Source organism: Leptospira bourretii (genome assembly GCF_004770145.1).
GTDB lineage: Bacteria > Spirochaetota > Leptospiria > Leptospirales > Leptospiraceae > Leptospira_A > Leptospira_A bourretii.
Map to the genome: position 1 here is coordinate 219,017 of NZ_RQFW01000022.1, position 22,435 is coordinate 241,451.

The window sequence follows — 22,435 nt, forward strand, 5'->3', positions numbered from 1 at the left end:
CATTTAGTTTCCGTTACCGAAGGAAATCCATAAGAGTTGGTTTGATAATTTTAGAACCAACATTTAACGCATAACTATGAATTGTTTCCAACCACTTCATATTCATGATTGTCTCTGGAAAATCGATTCCTTCATTTTTAGCAAGAAGTTCTGTCATATACATTTTGTCATAAGAGACTCGTTCTTCATGTTGTTCCAAACGATTCATACGAGCACCAATGGTCGACCGGTGGCGAAGGATGTTTTCCAAAGCCAAATCTAAATCACCTAAATCCCTACCACCAATTCGTTCTTGGTCTTTTTGGATCAAGTCATTTCGAAGTTGGATGAGAACATCAAATACCGAAAGCCCAGTAACAGTTGCCGACTTAGAGAAGTTATTCGGTGGTTCGCTCGCACTCGGTTCAATGAGTCCAATATCACGGAGTACTGTTCCTCCATCCACATCCTCTAACCAAATTTGGTGAGGTGCTGTAGAAGAAATGGAAATATTATCTTGGGCCAGTTTACTTGCTTTGACTTCGAGTGGAGAGTTATTGATTTTATCAATCACATCATCAATGGTATCACCCACAGAGATATGAATTTCCACTCCATCAATTTTAAACTTTTGGTCGGATGTGGCTTGGTAAGCAGAGTTATCTACTTTGGAAGTGACACTGACGTTCGTTCCCCAAAATACTTTGTTACCAGGAATGGTAATCGGAATGTATTCGCCTTTTTCGATTTCACGGAGTTGTTCTCCGATATCACCGCGATACTCTACACCCACGTATTGGTTTTTGAGTTCGAGGCCTTGCAGACCTTTAATTTTCGATTCAATTGGTTCAAAGGGAGGTCTTTCGATCACATGACCACCAAACAAAGGTTGTCCGGTCGCATCACGAGCATTGGCAAGATCCACAATCGCACGTAAGTGTTGGTCGATTTCTTTACCAATCGCCACTTCCAATTCAAAACCCTTGTCCCCTTGGTAAATTCCGTTTCCGGCCTGAACCGTAAGAACACGAGCCCTTTGGAAAATTTCTCCCATTTTATCTAGGACACCATCGATCTGTTGTAACCTTTGGTATCCATCCCCAATATTTTCTTCGTATTGGGAAAGTTCATTGAGGCGGGATCGAAAATACATTTGGTTTGTGGCCGCACCCGGATCATCCGAAGGTTTACGGATTTTTAATCCAGTCCCCAGTTGGGTTTGGGTTTCGTCCATAGCCACTTGGTGGCGATTTAAGTTCCGCACCAAGGAATTGTTTTGCATCATGTTAGTAATTCTGATCATGATTATACACCTAACCTATTGATGACGAGATCCAACATCTCATTGAGTGTTGAAATCATTCTTGCGGAAGCATTATAAGATTGTTGGAACTGCACCATATTGGCCATCTCCTCATCCAAGTTTACACCCATCACCGACTGACGCATGTTTTCTAGTTCCACCATCAGTTCATTTTGAGTGGTATACTCTTGTTTTGCTTCTCTTGCTTCCGTTCCAAGTCTTGAGATGAGTGAGTTATAAAAATCATCCGTTGTTTTGGAATAATCAAACATCACTGGTTTTTCACGGAGGGCCGCAGCAATGAGAAGGGCATTGGATCCGTCTTTTTGACCGTTAGGTGAATTGTAATCACCCGATCCATTTACGTCCTTACCGCGAGCTGCCGCAATGTTTGCCGGGTTGTTTCTGACATCTTCTGACATTTTAAAGAAAGAAGAAGGATGATACATTGGAGTCAGAGTGATGTCCTGCGCATTCGCTTGGAATTTATTGATCTCACCCACTTTTCTGTAATCAAAAGATCCAGCAACACCTGTCGCTGTTAGGATTCCTGTAAGACCCACAAGAAGTTCCCCGGAGTCTTCCAAGTGGCGGATCATAAAGTTTTCTTTTTTATCGAGTGGGTTCGTGGTTGCTTTTAGCGCCAACTGGTTGTCATGCGACATGTAAGCCACAACACCTGTTTCCGAACGATTGATTCGTTTGATGACTGCATTCAAAGTATCATCTTTGGAGTAAGGAACTAAAATCTCAGTTTCCCCACCAGGACTTGCTTTCAAAAAACGCATAGTTCCGGAAATTCCAATCGGACGATCCGCATCAAGAGAAGTGCGACCAGTCACACGAAACACTGCCGTTTTATCGTTTAATCCATCGCCATCGGTATCAATTTCACCAAAGGTATTGGTCGCAAGAGCACGGCTTTCAAAAAAGTTAAGATTGGTTTTTCCATTCAAACCAAATCCATCTTTATGGATTTCGTTGATCACATCCATCGCATTGATGGCAAGGGCATCCACGGCATTGATTTTTTCGACAAGGATTCGATCCCTGATTTCGTATAGAGCTTGGATGCTTCCCTTACGAAGTAAAACCGTATCACCAGTCTCAGACCATTTTAAATCCAAAAGGCCATCGTTATTTGGATTTCCCACCAAATCGATTTTATGAACCTTTTGTCCTTGGACAAGGATCTGTTGGCCAATAAAAACCATGAGTTCATCTTCATCACTGCGACCAATGGTAATGTCTGCCATCCCCGCTAGTTCTTGCAAAAGTTCATCCCTTCTGTCCAAAAGGTCATTGGGATTATCACCTAATGCTTGTGATTTTGTGATTTTTTCGTTCAGAGATTTGATATTCTCTGCCACTGTATTCAAATGATTGACTTTGGATTCGATCTCACGATTGGATTGGTCACGTAAGAGGGAAAGTTTGCGATACACATCTTCCATTCTTGAACCAAGGGCTTCCGCTTTTTCTTGGACCACGGCTCTATGGGCTGTTTCTTCTGGATAGTTCGAAAGATCTTCCCAAGAAGACCAAAACTGATCCATCATGGAACGAAGTGTCGTTCCTGTTGGTTCATTAAAAACAGTTTCTACTTGGTATAAATAATCATTCTTTTTCCCCCAATATTCTTTGAGAGAAGAAGAATCAATGATACGATCATCAATGAAATTATCGCGAACTCTTTCGATTTCGGAAACTTTTACCCCTTGTCCAATTTGTCCCGGAACCTCTGCTCGGTTGAAAGCGGGTTCATAAAGAGGATCCATACTATTCATTACCACTCGTTGGCGAGCATAATGTTTGTTATCCGCATTGGATATGTTATGACCTGTGGTTTGGATCGCTTGTTGGTGGACCGAAAGTCCTCGTTTTCCTATTTCAATTCCTTGGAATGTTGATCCCATACGATTCTCCTAGGCAGTCGCGTTCAAAATGATCGCGCCCTTTTGGCCCTGCCCACGCCTTGTCGGTTGTTTGTGTGAGGTATAAACTTTTTCTCTGGATAACTCTTGCAAAGAATCAACAGTTGTTTGTAAAAATTCTTTTCTGGTTCTTAAGAGTTTATCATTGGTGATGATCGCATCTTTCAGATCGGCCACAACTTTCTTTAATTCTAATGCAAAGGTTTTGAGTTTAAAATTGGATTCACGATCCATTTGATTTAAAAAATTTGTGAGTGTGATGGAAGATTCGTCTTTTGTGAATTTTTCCTTTTCATACACATCTTCGATGGTCTTCATCCGAATTCGTTCCAATTCAGAGGCTTCTACCATAATATGATAACTATCTTTGACAAGGGACTCGAGAGTTTTTCCGTCCGCAGAATGGATGGACGCTCTTTTTTTGCCTTCCAATTCCAGAAGGCGCTTGTAACAGTCTATTTCATTAGTAAATAAACTTCTAAGTGATTCTACCCAATCCAACATGCGAATTCCTTTTCCCTTATGGGAAGGATCGACGGATTCCCAAACTAGCTTAGGAAAATTTATAAAAATTTACTATTTTCAGGCCTATGTCACTAAAATCGCCTTGTACCAAAGTCTGTATGATGGACCCAGATTCAGGGCTCTGTGCAGGCTGCTTTCGAACCATTGAAGAAATTGGGAATTGGTCTAGGATGACCGAGGAAGAAAGAGAAAAAGTTTGGAGTGAGCTCCCGCAAAGAAAGGCGGGAGGCTCTCTCAAATGAATTGGTTATTTAGAACCTTTATCAATCTTATTGCGGTGTTCTTCACACAATCTATAGAGTTGATCTGTAGATGGATTCTTCTTAGTGACTTTTTTTCCGCATACAATACACATCCCTTGGGCTCTTCTTCTTTTGTATAACAATTGAACTCGTTCGGCACCGGAAAGATTGTATTTACTGATTTGAAGGCGAACCCCTTTTACCAAATAACTACCGATGGCAGATTCATCACCTTTTTTCAATTCGGCAAAAATCTTACTCAGCTCATCCGGTTTAATCGATTTTGGTTTCATACATTCTCCTGCTTTCTTTGTAAAATTAACTCTCTGTTAGATTCTAAATGTTAATGCACATTAGGCAGTACCCACTAACGTGCAACACAATTTTAAAATCATATCCGAATTATCGAATATAGCCGAAAAAACTAGGGATAAACTCTAAGATTAGAATCATTTTTGTCTTGGCAAAGATCAATTATTGATTATGATCAAGTGCAAGGAGTCATGTATGGAAAAGAAATACAAAACACTCAAAGATTTTTTCCCCTTTTACTTAGAGGAACATAGCCATCCCTTCAATCGAGCTCTTCATTTTGTTGGATCAAGTCTAGCATTAGGATGTATCCTTGGTTTTTTATCTACAGGTAAGTTCTATATCTTAGCATACGCTCTTGTTAGTGGGTATTTCTTTGCATGGATCGGACATTTTTTTGTCGAAAAAAACCGACCGGCGACCTTTACCTATCCATTTTATTCTTTTATCTCTGATTGGATCATGTATTTCAAAATGCTAACGGGTCGCATTGATGTTGAATTTGCCAAAATTAAGTCAAATAAAGGCTAAGATGAAACTTGTTCTCAACTTGCTTGTAACTGTTGTTTTGTTTATTGGTTGCCACCCGAAAGATATTTCCAAACAAGAGATCACTTCTCTTCGGGATGGGAACCACGAAAGTCTTTCTGTTTTTTCAAATTTAGTTTTGCCAAAAATTTTAGGACAAGAATTCAAACGATTCGAAACAGAAACAGACAAAGACCAAAAACACGAAGTACAAATCGTCTATGGAAGTAATTCAGCACTCACTTTCAATGATGCTTCGGAATACAGAAAGACAAACACAGAATACCATAGTTTGGTTCTCCTTCGCATTGGTTATGCATTGGCCCTCCACCAGTTCCATAGACTTTCGTTAAGTCTTTCCAAACCTTTTTTCATCCAGGGAGAAAACAATCCTGATGCCGAAATCCAAGAAGCGGAAATTTTTAGAACCACCACTTCCAAAGCGGATTTAGATCTTTTTTGGGAAAATCACCCCAATTTTGATCCCTATCGTGCACCAAAGTTAGGTGAAAAAGAATGGGAAACTGTGACAGGAGAGATTCAAAAATTATGGAACGTGGAATTGGATGAATTTAGTCGTGTGAAGTTGGAATGATCCAAGGATGAGCGTCACCTAACGCTCGCTCCAAACGATCTAAATAAGATAGTTTGGGAATTTCATAGGCACCCAATTGCCAAGTCACATGATTGAGTTGTTGGGTGTCAAAAAGTTCAAATTGGGACTGATTTAATTTTTCGAACAAATGAAAGAGGCCGACCTTTCCAGCGTCGGACTCAAACGAAAACATACTTTCCCCGGCAAAAAACTTACCGATTGCAACCCCATAGACTCCACCCACCAAAACATTCTCAACATTCCATACTTCTACCGAATGTGCCCAACCCAACCTATGTAGTTCCGCATAACCTTCGATAAAGCCTGGAGTAATCCAAGTATTATCTTTTTCTCTGTAAGAACAACCTTGCATCACAATCGAAAAGGCTTCGTTATAACTGATACGAAACTTTTTTTGTTTTACTTTTCTCTGAACAGTTTTGGAAAAATGAACTCTTTTTAAATCAAAAATAGCACGAGGATCAAGGCAATACCAACGAACCGGATCTTCTGACCATGGGAAAATTCCATGTTTATATGCATATAACAAACGCTCAACGGAAAAATCCCCGCCCACAGCGACTAAATCTTCCTTCCAAGTCCTGGGGTTTTTAAAGAATTGTTCAAAACTCCTTTGTGTCAAGGTTCCAATACTTCCTTGGGATAATCATAAACGATTTTTACTTTTAAACTTTTCCCATTTTCATCATTGATATTGGAAAGTCCTTCAAATTGTAAAATCCGCCTGGTCCTGACATCATAAACCAAAAGAAAGGGTTTCACAACCTGTTTCAAAATAAAATTATCAATTTCCAATCGTAGATACAATGCAGGTCTTCCCTTCCACTCTCCATCTCGAATTTTTTCAACGGCGAATTTATAATCATCCAACTGGATCGGTGCTAGGAAATGAAAGGACATCCTTTCCCCTTTTGATAGTGGTTCCCAATTGTTTCTTACAAAATAATCAAAACCGCCATCCATCACGGCAGGAGACTTGGGCGTATAGGTTCTTTCGGAAAGTGGATCTTCTTTTTTTCGTTTGGAAAATAAACGAACGGACTTTCCTTTTACGTCAGCACCTTCCGTATAACCATCGCGAAAGTCTTCTGTTTTAAAAGTTGGTACTTCTGAATTTTTATCGAATTCGATATGTTTGGTGCCAAAAACTTTTCCTTCTGCATCTTTGTATTGGATGTCTGAATAGATATGCTTTCCATTATTATAATATTCTTTATGATTGTCTGAATATATATACTTCCCAGTACCCAAATCGTATGCTTTCCCGAAGTATTGGTATTTTGGTTTTTCCGCCCATAAAGGCAAAAAAGATGGAAAAACTATGGCAAAAAATAGGATTTTACGTATCATACTGCTTAGACCATGAAAAAATACAGACTGACTGACCAAAGGACAGTTTTGGGGATCATTTCCAAACTCACAACGACTGTTCTCCAAGATAAGGATACCAAACAAAAGTTCACTCTCCAAAATCCAATGGCCGTCAATGATATCCTAAAATCGGTTCATATAACCATTTCAACCACAGAACCAATCCTAGTGAAACCAAAGTCACTCGTTTGTGTTCTCAAAGAAAATCGAGTCGAACTCCGGGTCAAACCAGTCAATCCCTACCAAGATGATTTGCTCCAAGTTTACGAAATCCTCATCGAACCTCTGGAACGATCTGCCAAACGAGCGACCATCGAAGACATTTCAGCCTATGAATTGAAGATGGCACAAACTGCTGATTTGGGAACTGTGATTTCCATTTATGGGAAAACTTCAATCATCAACCAAACATTGAATCAATGGCAAATCCATTTGGAACAAATCCTGACAAACAATGGTTACTTTATTAAAAAAATTCAAATTGGTTTTTATTATGCTGCTGATACCCAACTGATGGAAGCACTTGCGAACTCCAAAGCACCATATTACGTACGTGATGCAAATAAACGAATCTTTTATACGGAAAGAGGTTTTTTTAGCCCTAAAAAACTAAGCGAAATTTATATACGTTCCTATTTAGATTCACTTCTATTAAACAATATAAAATCCACTTTGATTTTTCCGTTTTTTTCTAATGGAAAAGTATTACTTGGGTATTTTGAAATCTTAAGCAATCTACCAGATTTGGGAAATTCAGCACTCCAATCAAATCTGGAAGGCCCTGAAGGTATTGGTCCTTTACTAAGTTTTTTAGACCAAAAAGCGGAAGAATTTGTTTTTCAATTGGAATTTGCCTATGCCAAAGATTGGGAAACCATCATTCGCACAACACCCGTTAGAGATATTAGCCAAGACGGCCGCGGAATCGGTTTAACCTTACCTACAGAAACCAACCTCGAAAATCGAATATTAGGTTCTCCTGTTTCGTTTCAGATGGTCATCAATTCTTCACCTTATACTTTTTTTGGAAGCCTTAGGAGTCTAAAAAAGGGAGAGTCTAATACAACAAATATTGGATTACAAATTTTCCAATGTGACAAACCAGAAGGGATGTCTTTACTCAGTACTTACGCATCGAATTTAATTGGAGAGGCTGTTTCGTGACTCCAGAACAATATGAAACGATTGTCAGTTTATTAACAGAAATTCAAAAAACCGGTGGATCCGATCCTTACCGTTTGGTTTTGTATTTAGTACCCAATGTAGGGATCATCTTCGGTACCACACTTTTGTTTTTTTTGTTTCAGTGGTGGCACAAACAAAAGATGGCACTCATTCAATCTGGGCAATACAAACCCTGGAGTTTTGACATCAGATTGTATTCCTTTTTCCTAGGTCTTTTGTTGACATTCACTGGTTTTGCCTTATCGTTTGTATTTATACTCGTCTTAGGAAGTTCTATGGCGATGTTAGGAGGGTTAATCCCATTCGCAATTGGACTCGGTCTCTTGACCTTCTACAAAATGTATCGGTAGAGCCTGTACAAAGAATCTGCAATGAGGAAGATTGGAATTCTGTCCAATCGGTCCTAAGAGGAGATGTGTCTCAATTCGAAGTGCTGATGAAGCGCTACCAAGGAATGGTATTTTCCCAAGCCAAAAAAGCCTTCCTCACCAACGAAGAAGCCGAAGATTTTACCCAAGAAGTTTTTTTACAAACCTATGAGTCACTCAGTAAGTTCCGAGGTGAATCACAATTTTCCACTTGGTTGTTTCAAATCGCCAGGTTCCGCCTAACAAAAGTTTACAAAAAGAAAAAACTACCTCTTGTTGACTGGCAAGAGGACATCTCTTTTGTTGCTGATGAAAAGGGAACATCTGTTGTTGAAATTTTAGATAAAGAAGAAACAAGTCATAATCTTCGATCGCTGATTTCCAAATTACCAAAATCATACCAAATGCCGATTCTCTTACATTACTTTGAAAACAAACCTCTCAAAGAAATTGCATCCGACTTAAATATAAAACTTGGTACAATCAAAAGCCATATCTCCCGAGGAAAGGACCTTTTAAGGAAATGGTGGTCACATGAAATCGAAGTCTAACGCCCCATCCAAGAACACGGTCAACGTATTTCGCCACCCTGATCCCATGTTAAAACATTCGGAAGCGCCTCCTGTGATCCGCTTGCGAGTGTTAGGGCAAATTTTACCTCTCAAGTTTTTATTTTCATCTGTCGGACTTTCGATTTTGTTATTTATGATTCCGATGGGAACGATGTTTTTATCAGTGCTTTTCGAAGAAAACACGGGATTACTTTTGCCCATTTTGATTAGTTCCAGTTTGTTTTTCTGTTTTTACTCTCTGGTACTTGGCTTTTTACTCCTCAACACAAGAATTCCTTTTCTGAATGAATGGAAAGAGAAACTTGGATTTGAAGAGGTCTAGAATATTCGTGAAAGGTCTATTTGTTCTCCCATTTCTCTGTTTTGCCATGTCCCTTTCTGCCGAGGCTTTGCCTTCTGCCGAAGAATTTTTAAAAATGGAATTAGATAAGGCACTTCCTCTCATCGAATCCCTTTCAAAAGAAGATTCCAAAGTTCTTGTATCTGAGCTCAGAACAGAAATCAAAAAGTCCTATCCTAAGGCTGACCATTTTTATTTCCTCATCTCCCACTTGGAAGAAATCCAAGCCATCGAAAAAGAACAAGCCCGTCTTCGGTCCCTGCTTTGGGTCTACGGGCTCGCCTTCTTTTTGTTTTTTGGTTTCCTGGGGTTTTTGCTACTCAGGCAACGCCAGGCCATCCGAGACATCAACCAAATGCTCGGCAAATAGATAGATATCGTTTCTTTGTAATCATTTTGTATTCTTTTTGTAATGAATCCCTGTTACGTTTGGATTAATTCATGAAAATACTAATTGTAGATGACGAAGAAGACATTGCAGGACTCATCCAATTCCATTTAGAGGAAGAAGGATTCCAGACCGAAGTTTGTCATAATGGGATGGAAGTCCTCCCACGTTTAGAAAAACACTTACCCGATGGAATCATCTTAGATTTAATGTTACCGGGAATCGGTGGGATGGATCTTTGCAAACGTATCAAAGAAAAATACCCTCACATTCCTATTCTAATGGTAACAGCAAAAACTGGGGAAACCGATGTGGTTCTTGGCCTTGAATTAGGTGCCGATGATTACATTCGCAAACCATTTAATATCCGAGAACTGGTTGCTCGCGTTAGAACCGTTACACGAAGAACTTCGGAACCTGGCCAAGAAGTCCAAGGAACCATTTCCACGGGAAAAATCCAAATCAATCCAACGGCACACAAAGTGTTTGTAGAAGGCACTGAGATTGACCTTACTTTAATCGAATTCAAACTCTTACAATTGTTTGCTGGAAATCCGGGAGTTGCTTTTTCAAGAGACAAACTTCTAGATCGAATTTGGGGAAAAGATGTTTTTGTTACAGACAGGACTGTTGATGTAAATATCAAACGGCTTCGGGACAAATTACTTTCTGAAAAAGAAAGATTAGAAACCATTCGCGGGGTCGGTTACCGATTCCGAGATGCGTAGTTTTTTTTCTACATTACTTTTACTCAACTGGGGTCTCTTACTTGTTTTACTGACCCTGGCCTTGGGTGTGTTTTATATTTACGATTTAGTTGTACCCGCTGTACGCCCACTCATCCTATTTGGTTTTGTTTTAATTTCTATTTTCGGTACGTTTTATATTTCCACAAACATTGCGATGCGAATCACAGATCCGCTTGCAACTGTTGAGAAAAAAACCAAAGAAATCAATGCAGGAGATTTTGGTGTTGAACTTTCTTCACCAGACATTCGAGAACTTGCAACACTGACTTCTTCCATTAATGAAATGGCAAGACGACTCAAAGTCCAATTTTTGGATCTAACAGTTGAAAAAGAAAAGTTTAATTATTTATTACAAAACTTAAAGGAAGGTGTCTTTGCCATTGATCGAAATGAAAAATTTTTATTTTTAAATCGTAATATTTCAGACACCTTAATTCAAAAAAACTCCCAATTTAAAGACTACGTTCCTGCCATCAAAAATAAGGAACTCCTTAGTTTCATTAAAGATAAAATCCATCATGGAGTTGAAGGAAAAACAGAGTTCCAAGATGGACTTCATTTCTATACAGCTCGTATTTATCCCATCAAATCTGATTCCATGATCCAACTTTATATTGGTGTACTCTCAGACATCACGGAAGATAGGCAAAACCAACTCATCCGAGAACAATTTTTCCAAAATGCTTCTCACGAATTAAAAACTCCCATAACATCGATTAAAGGTTATGCAGAAACTCTGGAATATAAATTAAAACTTCCACAAGATTCGAATGAACGAAAATTTTTAGACGCCATTCTCAGAAATACAGACCGACTCATACGGATTGTAGAAGATATGTTAACAGTTTCCAGATTGGAAAATCATAAAACAGTTTTAAACCTGACCGAGTTTTCTCTGTTTGATTTGGTAAAAAATGTATCCGATTCCTTGGGTGTGATTTACTCCCAGAAAAAACAAAATTTAGTTTTAAACATCCCTTCCGATTTTCGTGTGAAAGCAGACCGGCTTCTACTCGAAGACCTTTTGGTGAATCTAATTTCTAACGCCTCAGCTTATAGCCCTGAAGGATCCAGTGTCATTGTCAGGACATCTTCTACAGCTGACAAAAACCAAATCCAAGTGGTGGACCAGGGAATTGGCATCTCCGCAGAAGACGCTGAACGAATCTTCGAACGGTTTTTCCGCGTGGATACCAACCGTTCCAGAAAAGAAGGTGGAACGGGGCTTGGACTTTCCATCGTAAAACACATCGCAAGACTCCATTCAGGAGAAGTATCCGTTTCTCAGAACCCCGAAGGCGGATCTATTTTCACCTTTGAATTCCCCAAAAAATAGATTCTCGTAAGAGAAATCACCGGATAGAATATTGGTATCCGGTAGGTTATTTATGAAGTTTCCATTGGGATTTTATTCCTTCGGCAAAAACATAGGGATCAAAGACACAAGTTTAGATTTTGCAGTTATTTATTCAGAAAATCGATGTAAGGCGGCAGCCGTATTCACAAGGAATAATTTTCCTGGAGCACCCATTTACGTGGGCCGTGACCATATCAAAGATGGGTATTTACAAGCCATTGTCATCAATTCGAAAAATTCGAATGTGGCAACCGGAGAACAAGGAATCCAAAACTCGTACCAAATTTGTACGGAACTTGGTAAATCTTTAGGTATACCAACAGAAGACATCCTCCCCTCCTCCACAGGAGTGATTGGAGTTCCTCTCCCAATTGAAAAAATACTTAACGCTTGTTCTACAGCAAAAGCAGATTTAAAACCAGGGAATTTGGAAGAGGTGGCAGAAGCTATCATGACAACTGACACTCGTAAAAAAATCTCTTATCGTACGATCACAAACCAAGCAGGTGAAGGTGTTATGTTTGGAATTGCCAAAGGGGCTGGAATGATTGAGCCAAACATGGCAACCATGTTGTCTTATATCCTTTGTGATTATCTTCCTGAATCAGGGGATCTACAAACAATCTTAAAACGAGTGGTGGATGTGACTTATAATTGTGTCACAATTGATTCGGATACTTCTACAAGTGATACAGTAGTACTAATGTGTTCTGGAGTTCTTGGGACCATCGCCGATGATGTTTTCGAATCTCATTTAAGAGAAATTGCCACTGACCTTTCCAAAATGATTGCCCGTGATGGGGAAGGAGCTTCCAAACTCATTGAACTCACAGTTTCTCATGGAAGAGATGATTTACAAGTGACAAAAATTGGAAAATCCATTCTTAATTCTCCTCTTGTGAAAACTGCCATTTACGGAGGAGATCCCAATTGGGGAAGATTCGTAATGGCCATCGGCAAGGTGTTTGATGAACCAATTCCTTATGATTCATTAGAAATTCAATTAGGAGGAATCTCTGTTAAAGGTGCAGACAATAACACCAAAACAAAGTTAGCCGAATATCTAAAATCAAATGAAGAAATTCATATTTCTGTAATTCTAAATACTGGATCTTTTCAAAAAACTTTTTGGAGTTGTGATTTTACCGAAGGATATATCCAGGAAAACGCATATTACACAACATGAATTCCAATAAATTCAAAAGTGCATTTAAATATTTTTTACCTTCAAGTTATCAATTAAAACTTTCGGTAACTAATATCTTTACTCGTACTTTATTTATTTTTTTAGTATATGTTTCTTATTTCCTAATTTTATCGCAGATTCCAGAACAGATGTCTTATCATTTGGAACTTGCTTTGTTATTAACAAGTGCCTTTGCTCTGATTTTATATTTGCCCATCATCGAAAGGCTCACACGTTATATTCGGACTCGATTTTTATCAGAGTATCTGACAGAAGATGCAGAATCCTACCGGCAGGCCATCAAACGATTTAACTTTGATGCATTGATCAAAAACGTTTTTCCCGATATGGTGAAAATCACAGGAAGTCATTCGGGAACAATGGCAGTTCTCACACACAATGGAACTTTTGCTTTCCACTCTTACTTCCGTGGCCGCCAAAAAAAATTAAGTCCGACAAAAGACATCACAGTCAAAACAAGTTTTCAATCTTTTTTACTAAGCAAACGAAATGGGGCATCTGTTGCAGAAACCTATTCGCATGAAAACATAAACAATGACTTTATGGAACTTCATGCGAACTATATTTATCCATTTATCTTCCGAGAGAAACTATTTGGTTTTATTGCGGTTTCTAACATTCCAAATGCGGATGCGACTCACAGTTTGTCACTTCTCGCAGGTCAATCTGCCCTAACCATTCACAATCACATTCTTTCCTATCATATTTCAGAAAACAAAAAGTATCAAAAGGAAGCTGCTTATGCGGTGCGTGTACAAAACCTTTTGGAAACAGGGACAATCCCACAGCTACTGGGTTGGAAAATCACTGCCTTTAAAAGAACGAGTAGAAACTTAATTGAGTTTTTCCAAGTAGAGGATGGAAGTTGGTTTTTTGTCATTCTAAACGCAGGGAAATCTTACCAACACATCGGTATCATACTTTCTTATATTTTAGGTGTGGTTTATTCTCAATCAAGACTTCGCATCTTAAAAGGATTTTCTGATATAAAATCTTTAATTCAATCCACCTTTCAAAAGTTAGACTGGAAAGAAAACTACGAAATGATCATAGGAAAAATTGGATATTCTGAACTTTATATAGTTCAAGAAGGAAAACAATTTCGCATAACAAGAAATTCTGAAGAAGTTGTGGCGAGTATGGGTTGGAAAAATATGATCAATATGGATAAAGGGCCTATCATCATCCTACAACGAGGGGAACCTGTACTCAAATTTAGTTTTGAAGAGCCAGAAATCAAATGAGAGAACTTGCCATCACCATACTTTCTTCTCTTTTGTTTTTTTTGATTCTCCTATTTTCATTTATTGGGTTTCAGAATAACGCCAAAAGACTTCCTTTTTTTCATTATCCATCCGGCCTCATTGTCAATATTGGGGAAGAGAATCATACCCACTGGGGAAACTCTGTGCTCCAAGAAGATTTGGAAAAATTTGCATCCATTTCCGATTTCTCAAATATTGACTCCTTTCCCTTACATATCAAAGACCATAAAGGTGAAATTTACGAAGAAAATTTCAAACTAACCACGATTCGTAAAACAGATGTTCTTGGAGTCTTTTTCTCAGATTTATTTTTGGCCTTTTTTAGTTTAGCCATCGCCGTTTATTTTTATTACTCCACAAGAGATGCTTTGATCTTTGGTTTTTTCTTTAATTTTGGTCTGATCATTCTTTCCAATGTTTTTGTATTAACATTTAATAACTCGATTTTCCTATTTGTGTTAACTTTATATTTAGGAAGTTTTTTACAATACCATTTGATCTATAGGCTTCGCGGAAAAGAGATCAATTCAAAATGGCTTTTGCCTCAAGTGTTAATTTCTTTTATTATGGCAATGATCGCATCACAAGAAAAATACGATATGTTGCTTATCGAAAGAGTGGTTTTAGTGGCTCATGCTATCACCGTTTTATTTGGCTCAATCAATATTATTGCAAATGTTTACGATATCATCAAATCAAAACCACAAGAAGAAGCGCTGATCAAAAGAATTGTTTTGGTTTTTTCAATTCTTCTTTATGTAGCTCTTCCTATTAGTATTCTTTTTTTTGATGGGTACCCTTGGTTTTTTGTTCATAGATCTCTTTTTATCGTTACCTATCTTTTGTTTATTCTTTCTTTTTTTTACGGAACGTATCGTTACACCTTTGTCCCTTCATTGGTAATTTTTACTCCCAGTATTGTCACTTTGATCCTAGTTTCTATCATTTTAGGAACATATATTGGCTCTATATTTATTTTGGATTATATTCTTCCCATTCGATACCTAAAAGATCGATGGGTATTCAACCTTATTTATCTTTTTTTAGTAACTGCGTATTTGATTCCACTCAAACTACGAGTGAAAGAATTATTTGATTATTGGTTTTTTGAACAAAATCCAAAACTCAGCGAAGGGATTAATAAAATCACCGCACTTTTATCTTCTCCACTTTCGATGCGAAAAACAATCCTCACCATCAATCGAACGGTAAAAGAAACCGTGAACGTTTCTAATATCATAATCTTGATTCCAGGAGATCAATTCGCAAGTACCGATTTAAAAAATATAAATTTCGTACGAATTTCTCCTCAATCGGAAATATGGAATTATTTCAAAAGTACAGATCGAGTCACTGTTACTTCCCATCTCGAATATGGAATTGGATTACGTGAAACCTTGTATAACTTTCTAAAAGGATTAAATGTTCAATTAGCATTTCCAGCTTACGATTCTTCTTCTAACAAAAAGAACATCCAAGCAATGATTCTCATTGGAGAAAAATTAGATAAAAAGTATTTTTCAATTGGAGAGCTTAAATTCATCAATGAAGTTGTAAAAATTTCAGGAATGTTACTCGAAAACTATAGTTTGTTAGAAGATGAAATTCAAAAACGTAAAATTGTCAGAGACATTCAAACTGCGTCCATCGTTGACAACACACTTCGACTTATTTTGCCAAGCGAAGTCAAAGGGATTGATTATGGTTATATTTCCAAACCAGCCGTAGGAATTTCTGGAGATTATTTAGACATCATCCCTGTATCACAAACAAAAATGATCGTTTTATTAGGTGACGTTGCAGGACATGGACTCGGCACGGGATTTTTAGTCAGTGCTATCAAAGGTATAGTGAGAGAACAACTTAGAAATGGTACTTCCCTCGAAGGATTATTTCGTGAAATCAATTCGTTTTTTCGAGCACGTTACAAAGGAAATGAGTTTATGACTCTCCTCGGTGGAATTTTTGACTCTAAGGAAAATATATTTAAATATGTAAATGCAGGTCACCTTTCGTTAATCGAAATGCGAGCTGATGGACAAATTAAATTACACTCCAAAACTCAAAGAGTATTAGGAATTTTAGAAACCGATTACCATGCCCAAGAACTCAAATTACTTCCCGGAACAAAACTTTTCCTTTATTCGGACGGAATCACAGAAGCCTTCAGCGAAAGAGACGAAATTTTTGGTGAAGAGACTTTAATTGAATTTTTGCATTTCAATGCGCAAAAAACCGTAAAAGAAATTCCGACATTATTGGAAACCAAGATGACAAATTTTCGTGGGAACCGCGAACAATCGGATGATATTACATTTATTGGTCTTTCTTTTACGCCCAACTAGCCGATATTCAAATCGATGATGGCAGAAAAACCGGTTAAGTTTGTCATTTTTCTTTCTTTGATTTTGAGTTTAGTCGCGTTTTGGGACCACCAATTCACTTCTTATCTCAAAGAATTTGTCGTACTCATTCATGAAATTTGTCATGCCACGGCAGCTTTATTTAGCGGTGGAGTAGTCAAAGGAATCGCCCTCCATGGAAATGAAGGTGGGGAAACAATTGCAGTGCCTGCTTCCTTTCGTGGTTCTTTTATCCTCGTTGTTTCTGCCGGCTACATCGGTTCCTCACTTGTCGGTGCCTTTTTGCTGCGTTTGGGTTTTCAAGGACGTCATGCTCGCCAAACAATGATTTTGTTAGGTTTGTTTTTGATTTCTGTCAGTGTATTATATTCCAAATTAGGGGAACTTGCATACCTCACAGGAATCTTTTGGGGCGTGGGAATTCTTGTCACAGGGATGTTAGGTGAAACAATTTCCATCCTATCCTTAGTTTTTTTAGGTACAAGTATCTCTCTCTATTCTTTGTATGATCTCTCTGACTTTGCAGAAAGACTGACAGAAACAGATGCGGGAATCCTTGCTTTCTGGATGGCCGGCCTTGGCCCGGAAGATCTACAAAATCAGGAAGTTCCGACAGTTGTTGTGGTTCTCGGGTATATGATCGCCACCCTTTGGTCTCTTCTCAGCATCGGGATCATATTTATGTCCCTCCGAAGTTCTCTCAGCCACGAAGAATCACATGATTTTCCACCGATGGAAGAAAGTTTTGAACGTTTCCCAGGAGATCTTTCTCCAGAAGCAAAACTCTGGTTGGAAAAACGAGGGGTCGATCCGGAAAGTGGAATCGTTTTGCCCCCCAATTTGTTCCAAGACTTCCCTCCCAAAGACAACAGTCCCTAGGCCTTCACGCAAATTTTCATTTGCCGAGGACACAGACTTCATAAATATAGAATCTCAATGGCAAAAAGAATCCTTATCACAGGTGGAGCCGGATTCATCGGTTCCCATCTTGCAGAAACACTTCTGAATGAAGGGAACCAAATCATCGTGTTGGACAATTTCCATACCGGACGAAAGGAAAATCTAACACACCTTTTGGCAAATCCGAATTTTGAGCTAGTCCGCCATGATATCACGGACCCCATCAAGTTAGAAGTAGACGAGATTTACAATATGGCTTGTCCTGCTTCTCCCGTACATTACCAAAGTAATCCCATCAAAACCATCAAAACAAATGTTTTAGGAATGATGAATATGCTTGGTCTTGCCAAACGAGTGAAAGCAAGAATCTTACAAGCCAGTACATCCGAAGTTTATGGAAATCCACTAGAACACCCTCAAACAGAATCCTATTGGGGAAATGTAAATACCATTGGAATCCGAAGTTGTTATGATGAAGGAAAACGTGTAGCCGAAACTTTATGTTTTGATTACCACCGCCAACATGGAGTAGACATTCGGGTGATCCGAATTTTTAATACCTATGGCCCAAGAATGATCCCAGATGATGGTCGTGTCGTGAGCAATTTCATTGTACAAGCGTTACGTGGCGAAGATATTACTATTTACGGTGATGGAAGCCAAACTCGTTCGTTTTGTTACGTGGATGATTTAGTTCGCGGAATCATTAAAATGATGAACACAGAAAATTTCATTGGACCAGTGAACTTAGGAAACGAAGGGGAATTTACGGTTAAGGAATTAGCTGAATTAGTCATCAAAGAGACAGGAAGTAAATCAAAAATCATTTATCTTCCACTCCCTCAAGATGATCCAACCCGAAGAAAACCAAACTTAAGTTTAGCGAAAGAGAAATTGAATTATTCAACAACCGTCCCTTTAGTGGAAGGCGTAAAAAAAACCATCGAATATTTTAGCAAAAGAGTATAAAATGAAAATAGGCGTAATCAAAGAACCATCTTATGAAAACCGAGTGGCAATCACTCCGGATGTAGTTGACCCACTTAAAAAGTTAGGTTTCAGTGTTTCCGTTGAAACAACTGCAGGGGACAATGCTTTTTTCTCCGACCAAGATTATAAAGATGTTGGCGCAACTGTAGAATCAAGAGATACAATCCTATCTGGATCAGACATTGTTGTTTCAATCCATACATTGGATGAGGCCAGTGCCAAAAAAATTGGAAAAGATAAAATCTATATTGCAACACTCTCTCCACTTGCTTTCCCTAAAAAAGTAAAAGAAATTGCAAATGCGTCTTTCAAAATTTTCTCGATGGACACCATCCCGCGAATCACTCGTGCGCAATCAATGGATGTTCTTAGTAGTCAGGCAACAGTTTCTGGTTACAAAGCAGTTTTACTTGCTGCTTCCAACTATAGCCGTTTTTTCCCAATGTTAACGACTGCTGCAGGAACCATCACTCCCGCAAGAGTTCTGATTCTCGGAGCAGGTGTTGCGGGACTCCAAGCCATTGCTACTTCTCGCCGACTAGGAGCAGTGGTGGATGTATTTGATACAAGACCAGAAGTGAAAGAACAGTGTATGTCACTTGGTGCAAAATTTGTGGAAGTAGAAGGAGCAGCCGATGCTTCGAATACTGGTGGTTATGCGGTGGAACAATCAGAGGATTACCAACGTCGCCAAAAAGAAGCCATTGCAAAGTATGCTGAGAAAGCAGATATCATTATCACAACAGCTCTCATTCCAGGGAGAAAAGCTCCTCTACTCATCACAAAAGATATGGTAGATAAAATGAGACAAGGTTCTGTGATTGTCGACTTAGCCGCTGTAAATGGTGGTAACTGTGAAGTAACTGAAAACGATAAAACAATTGTTTATAAAGGCGTTACAGTCATTGGAAATTCCAACCTTCAAAGTACACAACCAATGGACGCAAGTAAAATGTATGCGAAGAACATGGTGAACTTCCTAAAACTTTTTGTGAATAAAGAAAAACAATTCAACATCAACTTAGAAGACGAAATCATCAATGCATGTATGATTGCTGAAAATGGGGTGATTCGTCACAAACCGACACTTGCACTTCTCGGAGAATAACTCCGAGAGATTTGAGATTGTAGGAAAGATTAGACTTTTACTTTTAGGATTCTAATCTTTCCATTACTGGTTGTTTTCGATGGTTTGCGGTTGGGTTCTCCAACGACGGTGCACCCAAAAGTACTGCTCCGGAAACAACTTCACTTCTTCTTCCAAAGTTTTTGTCCAAAGTTCGGTATAATGCCGAATCACATCGTCTTTGGAAGGGTAGAGTTTTTTATCGACAAAACCCAAATCCTTAACTCGAACAATTACTTTTCCACCTTCACCAGCTAACACAGAATAGTATAACATTTTTGCACCGGTTAAGTAAGCCATCAGTGCGGGACCAACAAAAGTAGAAGCTTGTCTGTTCATAAAAGGAACAAAGATTCCTGCCTTACCGGCATTTTGGTCGGCACCAAAGCCAATCCAATAGCCTTGTTTGAGAAGTTTAATCACTTGTGTGGATTCTTGCACTGGGACAAGGACTACCCCATTTTTAGAACGCATTCGACGAAGTAACTGGTCAACAAAGGGATTTCTAACTTTTTTGTAAATTCCCCCGCCCTTCATTCTGATTCCTAAAAACTGCACTAAAATTTCCCAAGTACCAAAGTGACCTGAAATCAAAATCACTCCTACTCCTTGTTTTTTAGTTTCTTCTTCAATTTGTAAACTTTCAGAATCGATAACTAAGTTTTCGTCCAACCACTTTCTTGTCATCCGAGGCGCCCAAAGTGTATGTGCAAGAAGGATACCCAAATGACGATAATGAGCCTTTACTAAATTTTGGATTTGTTCTTCTGTATAAGCCGGAAAGGCAAAACGTATGTTATCGGCAGCAACCTTTCTATGTTTTTTATCAAGAGGATAAATAAGTTTGGTTAAAAATATTCCATACGCCAAACACCATTTATACGGAAGAACTTTAAATGGAAAATAAAACAAATAAACAATTAAAAACGAAATGAAATATCCAATATGTTTCATAAAGTTACAAAATAAGGCCAAAGATAATAGTGAACTAAAACTGCCAAGAGTCCAATTCCAAAACCAATGATCCACCCTCCCACGATATCACTCACAAAATGATGTAGGGTTAAAAGTCTACCTACACCTGCAAACAAACTGAAGAAAAAGAAATAAGGGGTTTCGTGAAATGCAAAAACCAATATAGTCGATACCACAATGGAATTGGCACTATGAGCCGAGGGAAAAGAATGTTTCATATCTGGATTGGAATCCACTTTTCCCATAACACTGACTAGGGGACGTTTTCTAGCGAAATATTTTTTTAAAACAAGAACCAAACGATCTGTAAGATACGTAAATACTAATACAAATGGTAAACTTATATACGTTGGTTTGTATAGTTCACTTAAAAACATAAGTGGCAACAAAACAAGAGCAAACATTTCTCCACGGTTGACACGAGACAATATCCAACTCATACGTGGATGGTGGAGATTTTTCTGAATCCAAGTCGAAAATTTTAAATCAATGGCAGAAATCAAATTCATTTAGAAAGCTCTTCTTTTATCTTTTGAAGCGCTTCAGCAAAAGAGGAAGTCCATTGGTTCCTTGTAGCCATATCTTTTAATGTGACTGTACCCGCTTTGATTTCGTCTTCGCCTCGAAGTAAAATCCAACGGTACCCTTTTTTTTCTGCATAGGAAAGTTGTTTTCCCATTTTTTGAGAAAGTAAAGACACTTCGACAGCAATCTTTTCTTTTCGAAGTTCCCGTGCGAAGTTATGATTTTCTGCAAAAGAAGATTCATCTAAAAGAGGAATATAAACAGTGGAATCATTGGCAAAATTCGGTAACAAATCATGTGCAGTCAAAAAATTCTGAAGAGTTACATCACCCAAACCAAATCCTATTCCCGACAGCTCTTCATTAGAAAATAATCCAATTAAGTTGTCATATCTTCCACCACCGTATAACGAACGTTTATTCTGTGGAGATGTATCAAAAATTTCAAAAATAAAACCCGTATAATAATCAAAACCTCTTACCACCGAAGGATCGAAATATACAATATCATCTAATCCAATGGTTTTTAAGTCCTCAAACAAAGTTTGAATTATGTTTCTTGTTTCTTCTTTGATTCCAGGAATTTGACCAAGCGTTGCAGTAGTGGCAGCAAGAAACAAGTTTATCTTTGAAACTGCGGTTGGATCATTCGGAATTGTTTTCGAAACAAGAGCTACGTATTCATCTTCCGTAATTTTATTTTTTTTATCTAAAATTTTGGAAACTTCATGAGCCTGATTTGGGCTCACCTTCAAACCGTCTAACAAAAATTCGTCGAGGAGTGATCTATGAGAAATTGTTACTTTAAAACTATTTCTTTTGGCACCAAACGCAAAAAGAATATCACATGCTAAGGATAAAATTTCTAACTCAGCTCTCTGGCTTGTCACGCCAAACATGTCCACATTCAATTGCCAATGTTCCCTGAGACGACCATGGCCTGGCTGTTCGTATCTCCATAAATTTGGAATAGAAAACCAGCGAATGGGACGAGGAAGGTCTCTCAGTTTTTTTGCCACCATTCTCGCAACAGTCGGTGTCATTTCAGGTCGGATCGCAACCTCACGATCCCCCTTATCAATAAAATTATAAATCTGTTTTCCTACAATTTCTTCCCCGGTTTTGGCTCTATACAAATCCAAGGATTCCACCATGGGGCCATCGTATTCTTCATAACCGTAGGATCTGGCGACATCTTTCATCACCGAAAATAAATAGTTTCGAAGGCGCATATCTTCAGGATAAAAATCCCGAGTGCCCTTATAGTTTTCTGTTGTTAGTTTTTGTTCTTTCAATTTTGGCCCCTATTGAACCTG

Annotated in this window: 25 protein-coding genes; 16 read left to right on the forward strand and 9 right to left on the reverse strand. The window is 38.4% G+C overall.

Going from position 1 to position 22,435, the window contains the following annotated elements:
* Nucleotides 1–13: 13 nt before the first annotated feature.
* The 3 genes from EHQ47_RS18210 to flgN are packed head-to-tail and all read right to left on the reverse strand — an operon-like array spanning nt 14 to nt 3,720.
* On the reverse strand, nt 14–1,279 hold the full coding sequence (locus tag EHQ47_RS18210) for a flagellar hook-associated protein 3 (RefSeq protein WP_231292547.1): 1,266 nt from the start codon (nt 1,277–1,279) through the stop codon (nt 14–16).
* A 5-nt stretch (nt 1,280–1,284) separates the two neighbouring features.
* Nucleotides 1,285–3,198 carry a flagellar hook-associated protein FlgK gene (gene flgK / locus EHQ47_RS18215; protein ID WP_135747291.1) on the reverse strand — a complete coding sequence of 638 codons (1,914 nt, stop codon included), beginning with the start codon at nt 3,196–3,198 and terminating at the stop codon, nt 1,285–1,287.
* A 9-nt stretch (nt 3,199–3,207) separates the two neighbouring features.
* The gene (flgN, locus tag EHQ47_RS18220) at nt 3,208–3,720 is read right to left on the reverse strand and encodes a flagellar export chaperone FlgN (protein WP_135747290.1); all 513 of its coding nucleotides are present in this window, start codon (nt 3,718–3,720) and stop codon (nt 3,208–3,210) included.
* Between the two features lie 86 nt (nt 3,721–3,806).
* Here flgN and EHQ47_RS18225 point away from each other — a divergent pair, with 86 nt between their 5' ends.
* Nucleotides 3,807–3,983 (forward strand): DUF1289 domain-containing protein, encoded by a 177-nt coding sequence (locus EHQ47_RS18225; RefSeq protein ID WP_135695299.1) that lies wholly within the window; start codon nt 3,807–3,809, stop codon nt 3,981–3,983.
* Nucleotides 3,984–3,988: 5 nt separating this feature from the next.
* On the opposite strand, the gene EHQ47_RS18230 is transcribed toward EHQ47_RS18225, so the two are convergent.
* Entirely contained in the window at nt 3,989–4,276 is a 288-nt protein-coding gene (locus EHQ47_RS18230; RefSeq protein WP_004784148.1) for an LIC10235 family protein, read from the reverse strand.
* A gap of 214 nt (nt 4,277–4,490) precedes the next feature.
* Here EHQ47_RS18230 and EHQ47_RS18235 point away from each other — a divergent pair, with 214 nt between their 5' ends.
* Together EHQ47_RS18235 and EHQ47_RS18240 are read left to right on the forward strand one after the other, a co-directional pair.
* Nucleotides 4,491–4,826, forward strand: a complete 336-nt coding sequence (locus EHQ47_RS18235; protein WP_135695301.1) for an Mpo1-like protein — start codon at nt 4,491–4,493, stop codon at nt 4,824–4,826.
* A gap of 1 nt (nt 4,827) precedes the next feature.
* Nucleotides 4,828–5,418: a hypothetical protein gene (locus EHQ47_RS18240; RefSeq protein WP_135747289.1), complete on the forward strand. Its 591-nt coding sequence runs from the start codon at nt 4,828–4,830 to the stop codon at nt 5,416–5,418.
* Here EHQ47_RS18240 and aat read toward each other — a convergent pair.
* The gene (aat, locus tag EHQ47_RS18245) at nt 5,396–6,061 is read right to left on the reverse strand and encodes a leucyl/phenylalanyl-tRNA--protein transferase (protein ID WP_135747288.1); all 666 of its coding nucleotides are present in this window, start codon (nt 6,059–6,061) and stop codon (nt 5,396–5,398) included. The genes EHQ47_RS18240 and aat overlap by 23 nt on opposite strands.
* Nucleotides 6,058–6,789, reverse strand: a complete 732-nt coding sequence (locus EHQ47_RS18250) for a hypothetical protein (RefSeq protein WP_135777764.1) — start codon at nt 6,787–6,789, stop codon at nt 6,058–6,060. Before EHQ47_RS18250 ends, aat begins: the two co-directional genes overlap by 4 nt.
* 12 nt (nt 6,790–6,801) lie before the next feature.
* On the opposite strand from EHQ47_RS18250, the gene EHQ47_RS18255 reads away from it, so the two are divergent.
* The 13 genes from EHQ47_RS18255 to EHQ47_RS18315 all read left to right on the forward strand — a co-directional run bounded on the left by EHQ47_RS18255 (nt 6,802) and on the right by EHQ47_RS18315 (nt 19,602).
* Nucleotides 6,802–7,974, forward strand: coding sequence for a PDC sensor domain-containing protein (locus tag EHQ47_RS18255; RefSeq protein ID WP_135777765.1), 1,173 nt, complete (start codon nt 6,802–6,804; stop codon nt 7,972–7,974).
* Nucleotides 7,971–8,345: a hypothetical protein gene (locus EHQ47_RS18260; RefSeq protein WP_135695312.1), complete on the forward strand. Its 375-nt coding sequence runs from the start codon at nt 7,971–7,973 to the stop codon at nt 8,343–8,345. Before EHQ47_RS18255 ends, EHQ47_RS18260 begins: the two co-directional genes overlap by 4 nt.
* 80 nt (nt 8,346–8,425) lie before the next feature.
* Nucleotides 8,426–8,914: an RNA polymerase sigma factor gene (locus EHQ47_RS18265; RefSeq protein WP_279638209.1), complete on the forward strand. Its 489-nt coding sequence runs from the start codon at nt 8,426–8,428 to the stop codon at nt 8,912–8,914.
* Complete coding sequence (locus EHQ47_RS18270; RefSeq protein WP_135777766.1) at nt 8,898–9,257, forward strand: hypothetical protein; 360 nt, start codon at nt 8,898–8,900, stop codon at nt 9,255–9,257. Before EHQ47_RS18265 ends, EHQ47_RS18270 begins: the two co-directional genes overlap by 17 nt.
* Nucleotides 9,258–9,264: 7 nt before the next feature.
* Nucleotides 9,265–9,645 carry a hypothetical protein gene (locus tag EHQ47_RS18275; RefSeq protein ID WP_135747283.1) on the forward strand — a complete coding sequence of 127 codons (381 nt, stop codon included), beginning with the start codon at nt 9,265–9,267 and terminating at the stop codon, nt 9,643–9,645.
* A gap of 71 nt (nt 9,646–9,716) precedes the next feature.
* Nucleotides 9,717–10,391: a response regulator gene (locus tag EHQ47_RS18280; protein ID WP_135747282.1), complete on the forward strand. Its 675-nt coding sequence runs from the start codon at nt 9,717–9,719 to the stop codon at nt 10,389–10,391.
* Nucleotides 10,384–11,748, forward strand: coding sequence for a HAMP domain-containing sensor histidine kinase (locus EHQ47_RS18285; protein WP_135695322.1), 1,365 nt, complete (start codon nt 10,384–10,386; stop codon nt 11,746–11,748). The genes EHQ47_RS18280 and EHQ47_RS18285 overlap by 8 nt, the downstream gene beginning before the upstream one ends.
* A gap of 52 nt (nt 11,749–11,800) precedes the next feature.
* Nucleotides 11,801–12,955 carry a bifunctional glutamate N-acetyltransferase/amino-acid acetyltransferase ArgJ gene (argJ, locus tag EHQ47_RS18290; protein ID WP_135777767.1) on the forward strand — a complete coding sequence of 385 codons (1,155 nt, stop codon included), beginning with the start codon at nt 11,801–11,803 and terminating at the stop codon, nt 12,953–12,955.
* Nucleotides 12,952–14,220: a hypothetical protein gene (locus EHQ47_RS18295; protein ID WP_135777768.1), complete on the forward strand. Its 1,269-nt coding sequence runs from the start codon at nt 12,952–12,954 to the stop codon at nt 14,218–14,220. The genes argJ and EHQ47_RS18295 overlap by 4 nt, the downstream gene beginning before the upstream one ends.
* Complete coding sequence (locus tag EHQ47_RS18300; protein ID WP_135777769.1) at nt 14,217–16,586, forward strand: PP2C family protein-serine/threonine phosphatase; 2,370 nt, start codon at nt 14,217–14,219, stop codon at nt 16,584–16,586. Before EHQ47_RS18295 ends, EHQ47_RS18300 begins: the two co-directional genes overlap by 4 nt.
* Before the next feature lie 18 nt (nt 16,587–16,604).
* On the forward strand, nt 16,605–17,483 hold the full coding sequence (locus EHQ47_RS18305; RefSeq protein WP_244290406.1) for a M50 family metallopeptidase: 879 nt from the start codon (nt 16,605–16,607) through the stop codon (nt 17,481–17,483).
* Between the two features lie 57 nt (nt 17,484–17,540).
* Nucleotides 17,541–18,473: a UDP-glucuronic acid decarboxylase family protein gene (locus EHQ47_RS18310; RefSeq protein WP_135777770.1), complete on the forward strand. Its 933-nt coding sequence runs from the start codon at nt 17,541–17,543 to the stop codon at nt 18,471–18,473.
* A 1-nt stretch (nt 18,474) separates the two neighbouring features.
* Nucleotides 18,475–19,602, forward strand: coding sequence for a Re/Si-specific NAD(P)(+) transhydrogenase subunit alpha (locus EHQ47_RS18315; RefSeq protein ID WP_135777771.1), 1,128 nt, complete (start codon nt 18,475–18,477; stop codon nt 19,600–19,602).
* 63 nt (nt 19,603–19,665) lie between these two features.
* Here the strand turns inward: EHQ47_RS18315 and EHQ47_RS18320 are convergent, their stop codons facing one another.
* The 3 genes from EHQ47_RS18320 to hisS are packed head-to-tail and all read right to left on the reverse strand — an operon-like array spanning nt 19,666 to nt 22,414.
* Nucleotides 19,666–20,574, reverse strand: a complete 909-nt coding sequence (locus EHQ47_RS18320; RefSeq protein ID WP_135777772.1) for a lysophospholipid acyltransferase family protein — start codon at nt 20,572–20,574, stop codon at nt 19,666–19,668.
* Nucleotides 20,571–21,104 carry a phosphatase PAP2 family protein gene (locus tag EHQ47_RS18325; protein WP_135695338.1) on the reverse strand — a complete coding sequence of 178 codons (534 nt, stop codon included), beginning with the start codon at nt 21,102–21,104 and terminating at the stop codon, nt 20,571–20,573. Before EHQ47_RS18325 ends, EHQ47_RS18320 begins: the two co-directional genes overlap by 4 nt.
* Nucleotides 21,101–22,414: a histidine--tRNA ligase gene (gene hisS / locus EHQ47_RS18330; RefSeq protein ID WP_135748925.1), complete on the reverse strand. Its 1,314-nt coding sequence runs from the start codon at nt 22,412–22,414 to the stop codon at nt 21,101–21,103. Before hisS ends, EHQ47_RS18325 begins: the two co-directional genes overlap by 4 nt.
* Nucleotides 22,415–22,435: the final 21 nt, after the last annotated feature.

Coding starts and splice junctions, on each gene's coding strand:
- EHQ47_RS18240 (WP_135747289.1), top strand. CDS start 4,828: ATGAAACTTGTTCTCAACTTGCTTGTAACTGTTGTTTTGTTTATTGGT.
- EHQ47_RS18230 (WP_004784148.1), bottom strand. CDS start 4,276: ATGAAACCAAAATCGATTAAACCGGATGAGCTGAGTAAGATTTTTGCC.
- flgN (WP_135747290.1), bottom strand. CDS start 3,720: ATGTTGGATTGGGTAGAATCACTTAGAAGTTTATTTACTAATGAAATA.
- flgK (WP_135747291.1), bottom strand. CDS start 3,198: ATGGGATCAACATTCCAAGGAATTGAAATAGGAAAACGAGGACTTTCG.
- argJ (WP_135777767.1), top strand. CDS start 11,801: ATGAAGTTTCCATTGGGATTTTATTCCTTCGGCAAAAACATAGGGATC.
- EHQ47_RS18325 (WP_135695338.1), bottom strand. CDS start 21,104: ATGAATTTGATTTCTGCCATTGATTTAAAATTTTCGACTTGGATTCAG.
- EHQ47_RS18300 (WP_135777769.1), top strand. CDS start 14,217: ATGAGAGAACTTGCCATCACCATACTTTCTTCTCTTTTGTTTTTTTTG.
- EHQ47_RS18255 (WP_135777765.1), top strand. CDS start 6,802: ATGAAAAAATACAGACTGACTGACCAAAGGACAGTTTTGGGGATCATT.
- EHQ47_RS18285 (WP_135695322.1), top strand. CDS start 10,384: ATGCGTAGTTTTTTTTCTACATTACTTTTACTCAACTGGGGTCTCTTA.
- EHQ47_RS18225 (WP_135695299.1), top strand. CDS start 3,807: ATGTCACTAAAATCGCCTTGTACCAAAGTCTGTATGATGGACCCAGAT.
- EHQ47_RS18235 (WP_135695301.1), top strand. CDS start 4,491: ATGGAAAAGAAATACAAAACACTCAAAGATTTTTTCCCCTTTTACTTA.
- EHQ47_RS18315 (WP_135777771.1), top strand. CDS start 18,475: ATGAAAATAGGCGTAATCAAAGAACCATCTTATGAAAACCGAGTGGCA.
- EHQ47_RS18320 (WP_135777772.1), bottom strand. CDS start 20,574: ATGAAACATATTGGATATTTCATTTCGTTTTTAATTGTTTATTTGTTT.
- EHQ47_RS18310 (WP_135777770.1), top strand. CDS start 17,541: ATGGCAAAAAGAATCCTTATCACAGGTGGAGCCGGATTCATCGGTTCC.
- EHQ47_RS18280 (WP_135747282.1), top strand. CDS start 9,717: ATGAAAATACTAATTGTAGATGACGAAGAAGACATTGCAGGACTCATC.
- EHQ47_RS18295 (WP_135777768.1), top strand. CDS start 12,952: ATGAATTCCAATAAATTCAAAAGTGCATTTAAATATTTTTTACCTTCA.
- EHQ47_RS18305 (WP_244290406.1), top strand. CDS start 16,605: ATGGCAGAAAAACCGGTTAAGTTTGTCATTTTTCTTTCTTTGATTTTG.
- EHQ47_RS18250 (WP_135777764.1), bottom strand. CDS start 6,789: ATGATACGTAAAATCCTATTTTTTGCCATAGTTTTTCCATCTTTTTTG.
- EHQ47_RS18270 (WP_135777766.1), top strand. CDS start 8,898: ATGAAATCGAAGTCTAACGCCCCATCCAAGAACACGGTCAACGTATTT.